This window comes from Psychrobacillus glaciei, assembly GCF_008973485.1.
GTDB classification, from domain to species: domain Bacteria; phylum Bacillota; class Bacilli; order Bacillales_A; family Planococcaceae; genus Psychrobacillus; species Psychrobacillus glaciei.
In genome coordinates this window covers 3,405,284-3,422,006 of the sequence record NZ_CP031223.1, presented here as the reverse complement: position 1 = coordinate 3,422,006, position 16,723 = coordinate 3,405,284, and the positions used below count along the sequence as shown (strand labels likewise).

The 16,723-nt window shown below is 35.9% G+C and carries 13 protein-coding genes and 1 riboswitch; of the genes, 12 read left to right on the top strand and 1 reads right to left on the bottom strand.

Features of this window, described 5'->3' with window-relative positions; all coding sequences use genetic code 11:
- Window positions 1-22: 22 nt before the first annotated feature.
- The 4 genes from PB01_RS16275 (at window position 23) to PB01_RS16260 (ending at window position 5,098) form a co-directional block, all read left to right on the top strand.
- Window positions 23-730, top strand: a complete 708-nt coding sequence (locus tag PB01_RS16275; RefSeq protein WP_151702088.1) for a M48 family metallopeptidase — start codon at window positions 23-25, stop codon at window positions 728-730.
- Window positions 731-1,142: 412 nt separating this feature from the next.
- Entirely contained in the window at window positions 1,143-2,381 is a 1,239-nt protein-coding gene (gene sstT, locus PB01_RS16270; protein WP_151701156.1) for a serine/threonine transporter SstT, read from the top strand.
- Between the two features lie 267 nt (window positions 2,382-2,648).
- A riboswitch (Lysine riboswitch) is annotated at window positions 2,649-2,833 on the top strand.
- 174 nt (window positions 2,834-3,007) lie between these two features.
- Window positions 3,008-3,724: a cysteine hydrolase family protein gene (locus PB01_RS16265; RefSeq protein ID WP_151701155.1), complete on the top strand. Its 717-nt coding sequence runs from the start codon at window positions 3,008-3,010 to the stop codon at window positions 3,722-3,724.
- Between the two features lie 15 nt (window positions 3,725-3,739).
- Window positions 3,740-5,098, top strand: coding sequence for an APC family permease (locus PB01_RS16260; protein WP_151701154.1), 1,359 nt, complete (start codon window positions 3,740-3,742; stop codon window positions 5,096-5,098).
- A gap of 989 nt (window positions 5,099-6,087) precedes the next feature.
- On the opposite strand, the gene PB01_RS16255 is transcribed toward PB01_RS16260, so the two are convergent.
- Window positions 6,088-7,380, bottom strand: a complete 1,293-nt coding sequence (locus PB01_RS16255) for a helix-turn-helix domain-containing protein (protein ID WP_151701153.1) — start codon at window positions 7,378-7,380, stop codon at window positions 6,088-6,090.
- 214 nt (window positions 7,381-7,594) lie between these two features.
- Between PB01_RS16255 and PB01_RS16250 the strand changes: the two genes are divergently transcribed.
- The 8 genes from PB01_RS16250 (at window position 7,595) to PB01_RS16215 (ending at window position 16,656) form a co-directional block, all read left to right on the top strand.
- Window positions 7,595-8,830, top strand: coding sequence for an MFS transporter (locus PB01_RS16250; protein ID WP_192797376.1), 1,236 nt, complete (start codon window positions 7,595-7,597; stop codon window positions 8,828-8,830).
- Between the two features lie 47 nt (window positions 8,831-8,877).
- Window positions 8,878-10,284 (top strand): M20 family metallopeptidase, encoded by a 1,407-nt coding sequence (locus PB01_RS16245; protein ID WP_151701151.1) that lies wholly within the window; start codon window positions 8,878-8,880, stop codon window positions 10,282-10,284.
- Window positions 10,285-10,422: 138 nt separating this feature from the next.
- Entirely contained in the window at window positions 10,423-10,935 is a 513-nt protein-coding gene (locus tag PB01_RS16240) for a YehS family protein (RefSeq protein ID WP_151701150.1), read from the top strand.
- A gap of 180 nt (window positions 10,936-11,115) precedes the next feature.
- Window positions 11,116-12,177 (top strand): LLM class flavin-dependent oxidoreductase, encoded by a 1,062-nt coding sequence (locus PB01_RS16235; protein WP_151701149.1) that lies wholly within the window; start codon window positions 11,116-11,118, stop codon window positions 12,175-12,177.
- A gap of 106 nt (window positions 12,178-12,283) precedes the next feature.
- The gene (locus tag PB01_RS16230; RefSeq protein ID WP_151701148.1) at window positions 12,284-12,832 is read left to right on the top strand and encodes a hypothetical protein; all 549 of its coding nucleotides are present in this window, start codon (window positions 12,284-12,286) and stop codon (window positions 12,830-12,832) included.
- 253 nt (window positions 12,833-13,085) lie between these two features.
- Window positions 13,086-13,349 carry a zinc ribbon domain-containing protein gene (locus tag PB01_RS16225; RefSeq protein WP_225986071.1) on the top strand — a complete coding sequence of 88 codons (264 nt, stop codon included), beginning with the start codon at window positions 13,086-13,088 and terminating at the stop codon, window positions 13,347-13,349.
- Window positions 13,350-13,991: 642 nt separating this feature from the next.
- Window positions 13,992-15,278, top strand: coding sequence for a glycosyltransferase family 2 protein (locus PB01_RS16220; protein WP_225986070.1), 1,287 nt, complete (start codon window positions 13,992-13,994; stop codon window positions 15,276-15,278).
- 262 nt (window positions 15,279-15,540) lie between these two features.
- Window positions 15,541-16,656: a M20 metallopeptidase family protein gene (locus tag PB01_RS16215; protein WP_151701146.1), complete on the top strand. Its 1,116-nt coding sequence runs from the start codon at window positions 15,541-15,543 to the stop codon at window positions 16,654-16,656.
- The last annotated feature ends 67 nt before the right edge of the window (window positions 16,657-16,723 follow it).

The window sequence follows — 16,723 nt, the reverse complement described above, 5'->3', positions numbered from 1 at the left end:
CGTGGAAAATAAAGGTGATGTAATGATACATAACTACTTAGGTGAGACAATACAATTTGATATAACATACAAAAAGCGGACAACTGTAGGTATTACTATGGATCACTATGGAAATATTGAAGTCCTAGCTCCAAAAGGAATAACCAACGAAAGCGTGATTCAATTATTAGAGGACAAATGGGAAATCATTCAGCAGAAATCAAAAGAACAGAAGGATAGACTGCTTGGGCCACAGAAGAAGGTATACGAACATGGGGAGAGCTTTCTTTATTTAGGAAACACCTATCCCATAAGGATTTATCACGATATAAATATCACGAAAGACCATGTGGTTTTTGAAGAAGATAAATTAAATATATATGTGCAGCAGCTAGATGATGAAAAAATAAAACAAGCTTTAAAACGTTTTTATTACAAGCAGTGTAAAGCATTAGTTGAAAAAAGTGTCTCCACCTATCAAAGCAACTATAAAGTAAAGCCACGTTCCATCCGTATTTCTGATAGCAAAAATACGTGGGGGACCTGTGATTCAAAACTGGAGTTAACATTTAATTGGAGACTGGCAATGGCACCTCTTAAGGTAATCGAGTACGTAGTTGTTCACGAAATGTGTCATATGGTCCATCTGAATCACGACCGCTCCTATTGGCGCCTTGTTGGAAAAATAATGCCCGGTTATAAGGAGCAGGAAAAGTGGTTAGAATTATCAAGTTGGAAAATGACAATCTAGCATTTGCTATACAAAAGTATAGCCGAATTTGTAATAGTTACTACTAAAATAATCCTCCTTTTATATAGCCCAGAGAGGCTGAAAAGAGCTACTTGAAATTCTGATGTGAGTGAAAAAATATAACCAATTTAAAAACTATAAAAAACGTTTATCTGACCACCAATTGAAATGCACTTGCATTTCAATTGGTGGTTTTTATGAATAGGTAATAAACACCAAATCATTATTCGATATTGTAATCTATTAATAAAGTCCGTATAATTTCACTTATGCAAAGGACAAGTGTCTTTTTGCGGTGGAATATAAGTGGAGTTCCTTTAAACAGATAAATTATTCTTGCTGAAAAGATACTTACATCTATTAGAAATGCACAACTCTAGCAAAATCACAATTTAACTTATGGGGGAAAATCATGAAAAGTTTATTGAAAAAGTGGAGTCAGTTGAGTATTGTAAAACAGATAATAATAGGTTTGATAATTGGTATTATCCTAGCTTTAACAATTCCAAACGTAGCAAAACCTATTGTCATTTTTGGTTCTTTATTCGTAGGTGCTTTGAAAGCTATTGCACCTGTGCTCGTACTATTTTTGGTTATTTCAGCTATAGCTCAACATAAAAGTGGTCACAAAACAAATATGAAATCAGTTATCATGCTATATCTTTTAGGAACTTTTTTAGCAGGATTAGTAGCTGTAATTGCTAGCTTTATTTTTCCTGTAAATTTAACACTTGTAAATGGAGCAGAGGGTGTAACGCCTCCTAGCGGTGTCGTTGAGGTTCTTAAAACCTTATTGCTAAACATGGTTGATAATCCAGTTAAGGCACTTTTTAATGCTAACTATATTGGTATTTTAACTTGGGCGGTTGTTATTGGTTTGGCTTTAAGAAATGCTGCTGATTCTACAAAAACGATGATTTCTAATGTTTCTGATGCTATTTCCAAAGTGGTTACATGGGTTATTAAGTTAGCACCATTAGGAATCATGGGTCTCGTATTTGAGACTATTACTACAAATGGATTAGAATCTTTACTAAGCTATGGAAAATTGCTAGCTGTTTTAATAGGTTGTATGCTTTTTGTCGCGTTGGTTGTTAATCCGATCATAGTGTATGTATATATTAAACAAAATCCCTTCCCACTTGTTATTAAGTGCATAAAGGAAAGTGGTATTACAGCATTCTTTACACGCAGCTCAGCTTCTAACATTCCTGTAAATATGAGATTATGTGAAAATCTTGGTTTGAATAAGGATAATTATTCAGTATCCATACCTTTAGGTGCAACCATTAATATGGGAGGTGCCGCTGTTACTATTTCTGTTTTGACCCTTGCAGCGGTTCATACACTTGGAATTCAAGTAGATCTTCCTACAGCCATCATTCTTAGTATATTATCAGCTGTATGTGCATGTGGCGCTTCAGGGGTTGCAGGTGGATCCTTATTGCTGATCCCTCTAGCATGTAGTTTATTCGGAATCCCAGCTGAAATTGCTATGCAGGTAGTTGCTGTAGGCTTTATCATCGGTGTCTTACAAGATTCTTTTGAAACAGCGCTTAACTCATCTACAGATGTACTTTTCACAGCAACAGCTGAATACAAAGAGTGGCGTAAAGAAGGAAAAACAATTGATATCAACAAAATAAAATAATAGTAATTGAACTGCACCTCCGATGTTAGTGGCGACTAAACAGTGGGGTGCAGTTTTTTTATAGTATATTCTTATTCTCTTTTCCATCTTGATGACATGCACTGCAGTGTACATTTCTACAAAAAAAAATATATAGAGACAGTATATTTCCACTGGTTAATTTTTCTGAATGTACCAATTATTTATCTTCGATAATATAAATTTGACATACTTGTAGTTATGGTTATATAATGATGTCAATAATTTAATAGACCTCACTACTTATGTTTGTGAGGTAGAGGTGCGATATTTATTAGTGCATAGTGAAGTCCGAGAAGACGAAGAAGCTATGAAGAAGGAAATGTCGCCGAAGTATATAATGAGTTCTCGCTATTATGTACTGGGTCTGTAATGAATAATTACAGGACTGTCTTAATGAATTTTCCGATTCATTAAGTTGAGCTATCTCAGAAAGAGATAAATGGGTGAGGAATTTGGAATGATTACATCGTTTTCCGGGTTCTATCTCGGAAAGGTATATAGTCTTTTTTTTATTGCCTTTAAGAGATCCCTTAGCGTTTAGGGAATCTCTTTTTTTGTTAAAAAATGAATACAGTCTATCTAGGCTAAATATGGAGGAACATATAATGGAAAAACAACAAACACTTTATTATGATTTTATTCCGACGGGTGAAGAAAAAATGAAATTAGATCCAGCAAAAACAGCGCTTTTAATCGTTGATATGCAAAATCAATTTATTAGCCGTGATGGGTTGGATGCACAAATTGCACGTGAAAAGGGCATGTTTGATAAATGGGAATATTTCTTTGACCGTATTGATAACGTAGCGATTCCAAACAATAAAAAGCTGCTGGATTTTTTCCGTGGAAATCAATTAGAAGTAACTTTCGGCCGTATTGCATGTCATCATAAGGACGGACGTGACCGTTCACCTGTCCAACGTCGCCCAGGTTGGAACAATATTTTATTACCAATCGGTGATCCTGGTGCAGAAATGGTAGATGAATTAAAACCACTAGATGATGAAATTGTGGTAAATAAAACGACAGATAGTGTTTTAAGTGGTACAAACTATGAATTTTTACTTCGTAACATGGGTATCGAAACAGTTGTATGTACAGGGGTTGTAACGGATCAATGTGTTGCTTCAACTATACGAAGCTTAGCAGATGCTGGCTTTGAAGTAATTTTAGTAGAAGATGCTTGTGCAGCAGCAACAAAACAATTACATGAGGCAGAAATTATGATTATGAATCAAATTTATTGCCAAGTAATGAGTACAGAGGAAACCATTCAATTTATTTCAGAAGAAATTGAACAACTTGCAGTAGTTCAAGGGTAGAGAGGGAACTTTTAAATGAGTAATGTTCAAAGTAATACAACTCAAGGAAATGTAGCTCCGCATTTTAAACGTGTTCTGACCCTGAAAGATTTAGTAATCTATGGTATTGCTTTTATGACGCCAATTGCGCCAGCTTATATTTATGGATTTGCGGCACAATCAACAGGTGGCATGCTACCGTTAGCTTATTTAGTCGCAATGGTAGCGATGATGTTTTCTGCATATAGCTACGGTCGAATGGCTGCGGCGTTTCCAATTGGTGGTTCTACGTACACATACACGCAACGTGCGATTAACGCACATTTAGGATTTTTTGCAGGATGGGCAATGTTTATGGATTATGTATTAGTTCCATTAATTGTCTTCATGGTCGGTGCGTCCTATGCGAATGCATTAATTCCAACGATTCCATACTGGGTGTGGGTATTACTAATCGCCAGTATTATTACTTTTGTGAATATATTAGGAATCGGAATAGCTGCGAAAGCGAACCAAGTTCTTGTGATTTTCATGGGGATTGTTGTTGTCATTTTTGTGATTTTCTGTATGAAAGCGGTTGTTGGTGAAGATGGTGGATCTTCTTTAATTTCGATTACACCGTTCTTTAATGGTGATACTTTCGCCATGACAGCGATTATTTCTGGAGCAGCGATGGCTTGCTTCTCGTTCTTGGGATTTGACTCAATCACAACATTATCAGAAGAAGCAGTGAACCCAAAAGAGGATATTTGGAAAGCAGCCATTCTTTCTTGTTTAATCGGTGGGATTATTTTTATCGTACAAGCTTATGTTGCACAGCTAGTATGGCCGGATGTAAATAGCTTCAGCTCAGCAGATACGGCACTATTTGATATTGCGAATGCGGCAGGTGGTGCACTGCTTGCAACACTTTATACAGTAGCTATTATCGCTTCAACATTTACAGCTGGTATAACGGGTCAGGCAAGTGCTTCACGTTTAATGTTTAGTATGGGACGTGATGAAGTACTTTCAAAGAAATTCTTTACACATTTACACCCGAAATATAAAACACCGGTCTATAACATTTTATTATTGTGTAGCATTAGTATTGTAGGTGCGATTTTTTTACCAATTAACGTGGTTGCTGAATTAATGAATTTTGGTGGTTTAGCAGGTTTTATGCTCGTTAACTTATCTGTAATTGTGTATTACTATTTCCGGAAAAAAGAGAAGAAATTTATTCGTTACTTTTTAATTCCGGCTCTTGGGTTTTTAATCTGTCTCTACTTATTTATCAATCTGTCACCGATAACGTTAAAAGTAGGATTTATTTGGTTAGCTATCGGTTTTGTTTATGCGCTTTTTAAAACAAAAGGATTTAAAAAATATCCCCCAAGTTTTAAAGAGATGTAGTTTATAGTCAAAAAACATAGCAGTATTAAAAAACAGGTGACGAAAAAGAATTCAATTTTCGTCACCTGTTTTAATTTAGAAATTATATAAGTTTGGATGCAAAGAACAGGTTTATTTCGCTGGAGTCGCAGCCTTAAGCTCCAATCAACAGTACAAAAAAGGAATACAATATGCATCGGGTACTTATATTCCTTAAAGTAGAATTCATAACGCAAATTCAAAGTAAGATATCGCAATTTCAACTGCACATATCGCAAACTCAAAACGATATTCCTTAAGGTAAAATTCATAACGCAAATTCATATGTGTATATCGCAATTTCGACTGCACATATCGCAAACTCAAAACGATATTCCTTAAGGTAAAATTCATAACGCAAATTCATATGTGTATATCGCAATTTCAACTGCACATATCGCAAACTCAAAACGATATTCCTTAAGGTAGAATTCATAACGCAAATTCATATGTATATATCGCAAATTCAACCGCTCATATAGAAAAATTAAGATTTTTTTCCTTTTCGGAAGGGGAAATAATAGTGCAATATGATAGTCAATGTGTTTAGTAGGACTAATGAAATAGTACTTTCCATTGTCTATCAATAGGGTAAGTGGAACCTAGAAAAAATAGATAGCATCTATTTAGAAAGAAGCGATGAGTGGACAAAATTGACACTTCGTCCGGTTTTAAAAGAATAGGAATGCCTCTAAAATCCCATTAACCAAACCTAATGCATCATGTCTCTACACATTCCAAGAGGGCTACTGACAAACATCTTCCACAAGATTACCGAAAAAATGGATTGTGAAGTGACGCAGTCACTTCACAATCCACAAAAATTCCAACGGTAATAGTGTAGTTGATGTTTCGTCCAAAGCATTCTCGGAATTGAAAAACTAGATGTACTTAAAAGACGCTTGGGCTCTTCTTATGTATATTTACCATGATGCAATAGCTAGCAGGAAACAGTTTTTTAGATATTGCCATTACAATAATAGCTTGTAAACTTTTCTTGGGCGGCCTGTCGTACGTGGACTTTCCTCTGCAACAACAAGAGCAAGCCTATTTTCCTCTAATTCATTCAATATGCGTCGAGCGCTTCGCGGTGTTATTTGCATATATTGGGCAAGTTCACTGGCACTTATTTCTTCTTTTAAACGCTTTTTCATAATAGATTTCAATTTATGCAGTGTAGTTACGCTGAGGGATGTTTTTTCTTTAATTGCGTGTATTTCGTCGGATATATAGGAATACGTAAGTTGTTCTTCTTTACCTAGTGGTCCTGTAATTCTCTTATCATCAAAGCAAACTGCCCAGGAACCTTTTCCCCATTCTCTGCTTTGTAATAAAGCGTTCCACGCATTAATTTCAGCTTCGTATGCTGAATGACCAATTCCTATTCCGCAAGTCTTCGATTCTTCCTTCAATCCTATAGAAGAATCGATTTCGGCTTTACGTGTGAAGTTATGGGTAATATCTTGTAAAAATCCTCTTGTTGAAAAAATTGCATAACGTCCTGGACCAATTGTAAGGATGGATCCTTGCACTTTTTTCGTATATGTACGGAGTTTCTTTGTAAATTCAAGTTCAATCTCATAAAGCTTATCTGTGGTAAATGCTGTATTTGGCAACCCTACTAAAGCAGCATCATATTCAATAATTTGTACAGCAATTTGTGCTTTTTTAAATTGGAGCATTTCAATCATTCTCCGAATTTCATTTATGACAGAATCCACGGAATTCTCTTTTGGGAACATTCGATAGGCAGCTATGCCAAGCTGTTCTAATTGTGCTTGGATTGGATGACCTGTAATCGCAGCTTTCGTAAAACCTTTTTCGTAGCAGAGATAATGAAAGTCGATTAATTGCTGTAATTCTATCGTTTCTGATTCAACATATTGTATTGATTCATTAATACCTGTTTCTTGTAACACTTGTTTAAGTTCATCATGGGAGATAGCATCGTAGCTTATTTCATTCACTTTTACGTGATGTTCATGTGAAAGTTGTAGGAGCAAGCTATATATAGCAGACCCGTGGAAGGGAATGTAAAAAATAGGATCGGATATTTTACCCCATCTTTGAACAATATCATATGTAATTGGACCAGTACAAAGCCACATGGTGATATCATTTTTTTTGGGTAGAACATGTTGATTTAAATCTTCCTCAGTTAAGCATTCTATTGGAATACTGGTTATGTCATTGTATTTCTTTAAATAGTGTTGAACCACATCAATTGAATCACTTGGTCCAAGTAAACCCAGTAATATACTCAATGTCTCTCGCTCCTTCCTTCACATAGTATAACAGAATTTGGGTATTAGAGCGTCGAGAAACTATTATTCTATACAGAATATTGCGCCACGTATTAATATTGTGATATATTTAAGGACGAGTCCTAAAGTAGTCCTAAAGTGAAATTAAAGAAGGGAAAAATATTTTATTGGGTACGGGAATTTTCTATAAAAGATGAATGATGGGGGAAAAATCATGGGAATTTTACAAATGAGCAATGGGAAACGACATTTTATCTTTTCATTACTATTCTTAGGATGGATTGTTGATTCTTTGACGTTATTTGGTATGAATATTGCAATCATACCAATTAGTAAAGAATTGGGGTTATCACAAACTCAGAGTGGTATGGTCATTAGTAGCTTTTGGTTAAGTAGTGCATGCATGACCCTTCTTGCTGGGTGGCTTTCAGACAAGTTTGGCTCAAGAAAAATTATCGTAATAGCAATATTCATAATATCTCTATTTTCATTAATGACAGGTATGGTTGGATCATTTGTTGCGATTTTAGCAGTTCGATTTATTCTAGGACTAGGTGATGGCGGCTTGCCTACTGGTAGTGGTGTAGCTATTACAGAGATTTATAAAAAAGGAGTTCGTGCAAGAGCGAAGTCCATTTTACTAGCTGCTCAGTCAATAGGAGGAGTCCTCGCATTATACGCTACTGCTGTAATCGCAGATACTTACGGCTGGAGAGTTATGTTTTATATTATTGGTGGCATTGGGCTTGTTGTCACTTTACTTTTAAGTATTTACTACCATCCTCCTAAAGTGGAAAGTGCGACACAAAAAGAGGGCAATGTTGCCAAAACACCGTTGAAAGATTTATATAAAAATAAAAAGCTATGGGTTGTTGTCATCATGTATTTTGGTTCAAGTATTGCATATTGGGGATTTTCATCATGGATGCCTTCTTATTTAGAGCACGCACGTAATTTGAATTTAAAGGAAATAGGTTCTCTTGCAATGATTCCTCAAGCACTTGCAGTAGTGTCTGCTATTATAACAGGCTATTTAATTGATAAATGGCTAGCAGGAAAAGAGAAATACCTCATCTTAATTGGTACAATTATTGCAAGTATTTGCTTACTTTTAATTTTTAATGCACCATCTATTCAAATGGTTATTGTCTATCAAAGTATTTATTCAATAGGTGGAACAGCAATAAGTATGACTATTTTAACTATACCGTTAAAATACGTTTCAGAAAATATCGTAGGAATGTTTATGGGAACAATGTATTTTGTTGGTGGTTTAGCAGGATTTGTTGCTCCAACAGTAATGGGTGCATTAATTGATATGTTTGGTGGATCGTATCATGCTGCGTTCTTTTTCTTAGCTGCCGCATTAATAGTAACGAGTATTTGTTCTTTAATGTTTAAAACTCCAAAAGTTAATGATGGTGTCTTTGAAAGCGCTTCATCAAAATAGTAATGATATAGAAAAGTACACTACAAATCTTAGAAGAGGTGAAGGATATGGATTTTCGTCATCGATTATCAGAAATAATAGAAGAAAAGCGACAGAAACTTATTCAAGTTAGTGATAAAATTTGGAGCTATGCAGAACTTGGTTTTAAAGAGGATAAATCAGCTCAGTTATTATGTGAAACATTGGAAGAAGAAGGGTTTTCTGTTGAAAAAGGTGTAGGAAATATCAACACTGCTTTCATCGGTAGTTATGGAAGTGGAAAACCCATTATTGCGTTTTTAGGGGAGTTTGATGCCCTTTCCGGATTAAGTCAGTCAGGTGGCGAAACGCAACATATTCCGGTGGAAATGAACGGAAATGGACATGGTTGTGGACATAACTTACTTGGAACGGGTTCATTAGCAGCGGCTTTAGCACTTCGTTATTACATGGAAGAAAATAATATCGATGGAACAGTTCGTTATTATGGTTGCCCAGGAGAAGAAATCGGCGGCGGTAAGACTTTCATGGTACGAGAGGGATTGTTTGCTGATGTAGATGTGGCATTTACATGGCATCCTGGAACACGGAATAGCGTAACGTCCATGTCTACTCTTGCATGTTACGAAGTGTACTTTAAATTCAAAGGAAAAAGTGCACACGCAGCAGCTAGTCCACATTTAGGAAGAAGTGCCCTTGATGCAGTCGAACTCATGAACGTTGGGGTGAACTATTTACGTGAACATATTATTCCAGAAGCAAGAGTACACTATGCGGTAACGAATACAGGTGGCTTTTCGCCCAATGTAGTTCAAGCTGAAGCGGAAGTGTTATATTTTGTAAGAGCACCTCGTGTATCTCAAACAGAAGAAGTTTATCAACGTATTTGTGACATTGCAAGAGGTGCAGCATTAATGACAGGAACTGAAGTAGAAATTGACTTTGGATCAGCCCTTTCGGATGTAATACCAAATATAACGTTAGAACAAATGATGCATGATAACTTCCTTGCTGTTGGTGTACCGCAACATAATGCAGAGGAATTAAAATTTGCAAAAGAAATTCGTGAAACACTTTCGGAAGCTGATAAGAACTTGGAAGTGAAAACAAATAAAGATTTAGAGGGTAAAGCACTATCAGACATGATCGATCCATTTACTCCCGCAAGTGGTATTATGCCGGGTTCGACAGACGTTGGGGATGTAAGTTGGGTAGTGCCAACAGCGCAGTGTATGACGGCATGTGAATCACTTGGAACGTCTTTACATACTTGGCAGGTCGTTGCGACCGGAACAACTTCTATTGCACATAAAGGAATGCTACATGCCGGGAAAGTAATGGCAGCTACAGCAATCGATGTACTTAATAACCCAGATCTTATTGAGAAAGCAAAAGCAGAGCTAGTTGAACGTCGTAACGGTGAACAGTATGTTTCTCCACTTCCGAAAGAAATGAAGGAATATACAGTTCGTTAAAATATGGTGCCAGGTTCTAAAACAATTCAGAATTGTTTTAGAACCTGGCGCTTTTCATCCTAAACACCGCAATATTGGTTAATTACGTGATATAATAGATAATCAGCGTAGAACTAAATACACCGAGGAGGTTTATTAATGGATAATAACGATATATTAATAAGACTAAGATATGCACTAGATATAAAAAATAAAGAGATGCTAGAAATATTTAAACTTGGCGGTAAGGAAGTAACAAAAGACGAATTAATAAAGATACTCACCAAATCAAAAGATGAGTACGATGATGAGGTTGAGGTAGAGGTAGAGGAAACGGAAGATCAGATCAAATGCAATAATAAGATGTTAGAGTTATTTTTAAATGGATTCATTACTTTTAAAAGAGGTAAACAAGATCCAAAACCAGAACAAGTTGAAAGTCCTGTTTCGCCTGAAAAGAGTGCTAATAATATGCTTCTAAAGAAATTAAAAGTAGCATTACAATTAACAACGGAAGATATGCTGGATATCCTTGATGAGGGCGGCATCGCAGTATCAAAAGGCGAACTAGGTGCCATTTTACGAAAAGAAGGACATCGAAATTATAAAGTATGCGGCGATAATTTCGCACGTAAATTCTTAAGAGGTTTAGCCGTGAAACATCGAGCATAATTGAATAGCAAAGTAACAGCATTGTTGAACTTAAAAGTCTCTTTCATTGGAAAGGGCTTTTTTTGTTTCAATTATCCATGCAGCGATAAAATCAAGATAATTGAGAATCCTTTTTTATAATTGTATGATGAACTACGTCTATATAAATACAATTCATTTTTAAAATAGGAGGCAATATTGATGGAAATTGGAATAACAACATTTGTAGAAACAACACCAGATGTACATACTGGAAAAGTGATTAGCCACGCTGAACGTATACGAGAAGTTGTGGAGGAAATCGTGCTAGCGGATAAGGTAGGATTGGATGTTTTTGGTGTAGGTGAGCATCATCGTGAAGATTTTGCGTGTTCTGCACCTGCTGTTTTGCTAGCTGCAGCTGCATCACAGACGAAACAAATTAAACTGACTAGTGCCGTTTCCGTATTATCATCTGACGATCCAGTACGTTTATACCAAGAATTTTCAACGGTTGATGCAATTTCAAATGGACGAGCTGAAATCATGGCAGGTAGAGGTTCGTTTATTGAATCATTTCCTCTATTTGGTTATGACCTACAGGATTATGATGAGTTATACGACGAAAAACTAGATTTATTATTGAAAATTAGAGAATCAGAAAAAGTCACATGGAGTGGTAAACATCGACCATCTATTAATAATTTAGGAATTTATCCTCGACCTGTTCAAACACAAATACCTGTCTGGATTGCTAGCGGTGGAACACCACAATCTGCTGTGCGCGCAGGTGTTCTTGGGTTGCCACTTGTTCTAGCGATTATTGGCGGAAGTCCCCTGCAATTTGCACCAATAGTTGAATTATATAAACGAGCGGCAAAACAGGCTGGTCATGACGTTTCGAAGTTAAAGGTAGCTTCTCATTCACATGGTTTTGTAGGTGAGACAACTGATAGTGCAAAAGATAAATTTTTTCAACCAACTGCGCAAGTGATGAATGTCCTTGGAAAAGAACGCGGTTGGGGACCGTATACGCGCAAAACCTTCGATGAAGCAAGTAGTTTAGAAGGTGCATTATATGTTGGGGACGTAGCGACAGTAGCAGAAAAAATCATTTTCCTTCGTAAAAATGTTGGGATTACACGTTTCATGCTCCACGTACCAGTCGGTTCCATGCCACACGAAGATGTATTAAGAGCTATTGAACTATTAGGAACAGAAGTGGCGCCAATCGTAAGAGCTGAAATTGAACGATGGGAAACGGAAACGGAAAATACATTATAGTTTATATGTTAGCTTCTTATAAATCTTATCCCATCAGTAGTTCTGAATGTAACTAAATATTATGCAAATCGTCTATTTAAGTAACGTATTTTTTGGAGGGAAGAAAATGAAAAAAACATTTGGTGTGATTCTATTATTAAGTGTTTCCTTGTTTGGTTGTGGAAGTGATGGGAGTACTAATCAAGTGCAACCAGAGAAACAATCTCCCGTAGAAAATGAAGTTACCTCTGTCGAAGCGGAACAAAGCGATTCTATCTTATATCAAAACACGGAATACGGTTTTACATTTAAGTTGCCAAAGACTTGGGGGAATTATTCTACTGTTTCGGACAAATGGGAAGGATTAGCTAATACTTCATCAGACGGTGAAAAAGTTGTAGAAACAGGTCCAATAATCTCAATCCGACATCCTAAGTGGACTTCTGAAAATCCACGTCAAGATATTCCGATTATGATTTTTACAATTGAGCAATGGAATCTACTGCAGCAGGAGAAATTCCATATAGGAGCAGCACCTATCGGACCAACAGAACTAAACCGTAATGAAAAATACGTTTTTGCATTACCAGCTCGCTACAACTTCGCATTTCCAACTGGCTATGAAGAAGTTGAAAAGATTATAGAAGGTAAACCATTAGAGGTAGATGGTGTGTAAAAGCAGGAAAGCGGAATTGATACAAAAGTTACAAACTACTCGCAACTTTATAGCTTTGCTATTAAAAATGCAACTAGCGGCTGAATCTACACTTTCGGCCGTTTTTAATTTCAATAAATACTGACCACTTCACCTACTTTTAGCTATACCTACTTTTTTCGAGATGAGTTTAGGGATACTAAGGAAGGTAATACGTGCATTATGGCGAATTAAATACTATCTATTCAAATGGAATAATAAGGGGGGATGCACAGTGAAAAAGAAAAATAAAAACTGTCAAAGTTGCGGAATGCCATTAAAAAGTGATGAAAATGGTGGAGGAACTGAAGCAAATGGACAAAGAAGTAATATTTATTGCAGTCACTGTTATGAAAATGGATCGTTTAAGTTGCCAAACATTACAGTAGATGGGATGAAAGAAAGAGTAATGGATAAAATGGTAGAGATGAAATTTCCGAAGTTTCTTGCGAATATTTTCACAAGAAATATTTATAAATTAGAGAGATGGAAAGACTAAAGATATAGAAGAAGATGCAGGGAAAAATATGTCGTTGGCAAAAAAACTTAAAATGGATTCCTGATAGACGTTCGATATGCACCTAAAGTGATACAGGAAAAAGTATACAAAAAAGGATTGATTCCATACCTTCCGGAATAGATGTACAGTTACAGTCAAATTACATTTCAAACCAGCTACAACGACATCCATGTCATTGTAGCTGGTTTTTTTTCTTCTTTATGTCCACTTTATTCAAAAAAGAGTGATTGGTCCAAGAGCAGAAATAACCGTCAAGAAAATAAGATAGCTTTGAAAATAATCTTCCATTTATTATAAGTTTTCAAATTAGCGACAGAGGATAAAAAAGTCTACTTGTAAGCTGCAAAAATCGAGAATTTAATAAGAAAGGACTGTACAGTAGAACTACTCTTGAATGCTTAACCTATACTAAATATTGTTTTAGTCAGAGCTTTAACATTTGTAATATCCTTCACTTTTCAGGGCATAATAAAAATTATGGCGCAAATGATCTGTCATATTGACGTAATGAACATAGAATCCGCAAGAGCCAGCTACATAATTTGGATGTTAAGATACTTAGTTCGACATAGCTTCTATAAAAATGTTGAAAAAATATTATAACATCGCGGGGGTATCAGTTTGGATTCGATTTTTTTAACATACTTTAGATATTTTAACTTTTTCATGTTTCTATTATTTACATGTATGTATTCTTATCAGATATTTTATATGTTTGTTGCATTTAAGGCTAAACAGAATAAGAGTTCTGAGATACAGAATGTTCTCTATCATAAATACGCTGTGATAATTCCAGCACGAAATGAAGAACTCGTCATTGGACAACTGATAAAAAGCATAAAAAATCAAAAGTATCCCGAGGAATTGATAGATATTTTCGTTGTTGCAGATAACTGTACCGACGATACAGCCCAGGTTGCTAAGAAAGCAGGAGCTATTGTCAGAGAGCGTTTCAATAAGATTCAGATTGGTAAGGGATATGCCCTCGACTATATACTAAAAATCATCGAAAATGAGTATTCATCCAATAAGCATGATGGATATATTGTGTTTGATGCAGATAACCTCCTTGATGAGAACTATATAACGGAGTTGAACAAAACATTCAATCAAGGATACAGAGTAATCACCAGTTACAGAAACTCTAAGAATTATGACCAGAACTGGATATCTGCAGGATATGCACTTTGGTTTTTACATGAAGCTGAATATCTTAACCTTCCAAGAATGGTTCTAAACACTAGTTGTGCGATTTCTGGAACAGGATTTCTGATACAAGCAGAATTGATAGAAGAGAATGGAGGCTGGATACACCACCTACTTACGGAGGACATCGAATTTTCTGTTTCACAGATTATTAAAGGAGAAAAAATTGGATACTGCAGAAACGCAATATTCTATGACGAGCAACCAGTCACATTCGCTCAGTCATGGCATCAGCGTTTACGTTGGGCAAAGGGTTTTTACCAAGTCTTTTATAAGTATGGAAAGGACTTGATTGGTAATACTTTTCGTGGAAAGCGTAACAAGTTTTCTTGCTTCGATATGACTATGATGGTTATGCCTGCTGTTCTTATTTCCAGTGTTTGTATCGTAGTAAATGGGTTATTCTACTTAGCAATTTTTTTAGGAATATTCGATGGTCAAGAGATAACACATGCAGCCTCTGTCGGAATATTGTATTCTATTAGTTGGTATTACGGAGTACTGTATATACTTGGTTTAATAACAACGTTAACGGAATGGGGAAAAATTCATTGTTCTGGTTGGAAAAAAATAGCTTATACAATTACATTTCCATTATTTATGTTAACCTATATACCAATTTCTGTCGTAGCCTTGTTTAAGCATGTTGAATGGAAACCAATTGCTCACACCGTGGTGAAATCTCTTGATGATGTACGATAAGTGGAAGATTTAATCTTTCAAAAAAACACCGAACCCCGAATAATGGTCACATATGACCTTTTCGGGGTTTTTTACTGCTTCAAAAATTGGTTAACTAATGTGTCACACTTAGTTTGGATGTATTTAGGAACTGAAAGTAAAAAGTAAAAAAAATTACTAAAAGTAAAATTATTAGAGTCTACTGTATTTAATTATCTAGTAATATAATTTAATTAGTAAAATGATTTATTGTAAAATTTTGATTTAAAAGGGGAGAGGCACAATGGAAAAGAAAAATCTCGAATTAGCTATTCAATTACGTCATGAATTGCATCAACATCCCGAACTCTCGAACCATGAGGCTTGGACAAAACAACATTTAATTAATTTTTTGAAAACGTATACAAAATTAGAAATCGTAGATAACGGTAAATGGTTCTATGCGATTTATCGTGCTGGTGAAGGTAAAAAGAATATTGCTTATCGTGCTGATTTCGACGCACTTCCAATGCCAGAAGTTATTGACATTCCACATGCTTCTCAGTTCCCAGGTGTTTCTCACAAATGTGGACATGATGGACACTCAGCGAGTCTTGCAGGTTTTGCACTTGAAATAGATCAGAAAGGTGCAGACAAAAACATCTTTTTCCTTTTCCAACACGCAGAGGAAACGGCAGATGGTGCAGTAGAGTGTGTATCTTTTATCAAGGGGAATAACATCGAAGAAATTTTTGCTTACCATAACATGAGCGGGATACCTTTTAAATCTGTCAATGTAATCGATGGAACAACACAATGTGCGTCCAAAGGAATGACTATTCATATGGAAGGTGCTCCTGCCCATGCTAGTCAACCAGAGGATGGAGCGAATCCTTCTTTCGCTATTGCAAAGGTTATTGATGCTATTCCTGATTTCATTTCTCCAGAGAACAATGAGGGGATAGTTCTGTGCACTGTCGTTCAAGTAGATATTGGCGAAAGAGCATTTGGCATGTCAGCGAGCAAAGGGGACTTGTTATTAACTATCCGTGCATTGCATGAAGTGGAATTGGACAAACTTCAAAAAAATCTGGAAGAACTTGCTCTTGCTCAGGCAGAAATATATGACTTGAAAGTAAGTTTCTCTTACAACGATACATTCCCAGAGACTGTAAACCACAAGGAAAGCTCGGATAAAATACGTAAAGTTTGCCAAGATAAAGAATTCCAGTTAATTGAAATGAAAGAAGCAATTCGTGCCTCTGAAGACTATGGTCACTACTTGAAACAAACAAAGGGTGTTATGTGCTACATCGGAAACGGAGAAAATCATCCTCATCTTCATACATATGAATATGACTTTCATGATGAAATAATAGAAACTGCAGTTGAACTTTTTAAAGGGCTTGCTGAATTGTAAACTATATTTGAAAAAAATTGAAAAGAGCTGTCTCATTTATCTGAGGCAGCTCTTTAAAATACTTACT

Excerpts from the sequence above, each read along its gene's own strand:
- PB01_RS16245 (WP_151701151.1), top strand. The coding sequence starts at position 8,878 with ATGGATTTTCGTCATCGATTATCAGAAATAATAGAAGAAAAGCGACAG.
- PB01_RS16235 (WP_151701149.1), top strand. The coding sequence starts at position 11,116 with ATGGAAATTGGAATAACAACATTTGTAGAAACAACACCAGATGTACAT.
- PB01_RS16240 (WP_151701150.1), top strand. The coding sequence starts at position 10,423 with ATGGATAATAACGATATATTAATAAGACTAAGATATGCACTAGATATA.
- PB01_RS16215 (WP_151701146.1), top strand. The coding sequence starts at position 15,541 with ATGGAAAAGAAAAATCTCGAATTAGCTATTCAATTACGTCATGAATTG.
- PB01_RS16275 (WP_151702088.1), top strand. The coding sequence starts at position 23 with ATGATACATAACTACTTAGGTGAGACAATACAATTTGATATAACATAC.
- PB01_RS16250 (WP_192797376.1), top strand. The coding sequence starts at position 7,595 with ATGGGAATTTTACAAATGAGCAATGGGAAACGACATTTTATCTTTTCA.
- PB01_RS16265 (WP_151701155.1), top strand. The coding sequence starts at position 3,008 with ATGGAAAAACAACAAACACTTTATTATGATTTTATTCCGACGGGTGAA.
- PB01_RS16230 (WP_151701148.1), top strand. The coding sequence starts at position 12,284 with ATGAAAAAAACATTTGGTGTGATTCTATTATTAAGTGTTTCCTTGTTT.
- sstT (WP_151701156.1), top strand. The coding sequence starts at position 1,143 with ATGAAAAGTTTATTGAAAAAGTGGAGTCAGTTGAGTATTGTAAAACAG.
- PB01_RS16260 (WP_151701154.1), top strand. The coding sequence starts at position 3,740 with ATGAGTAATGTTCAAAGTAATACAACTCAAGGAAATGTAGCTCCGCAT.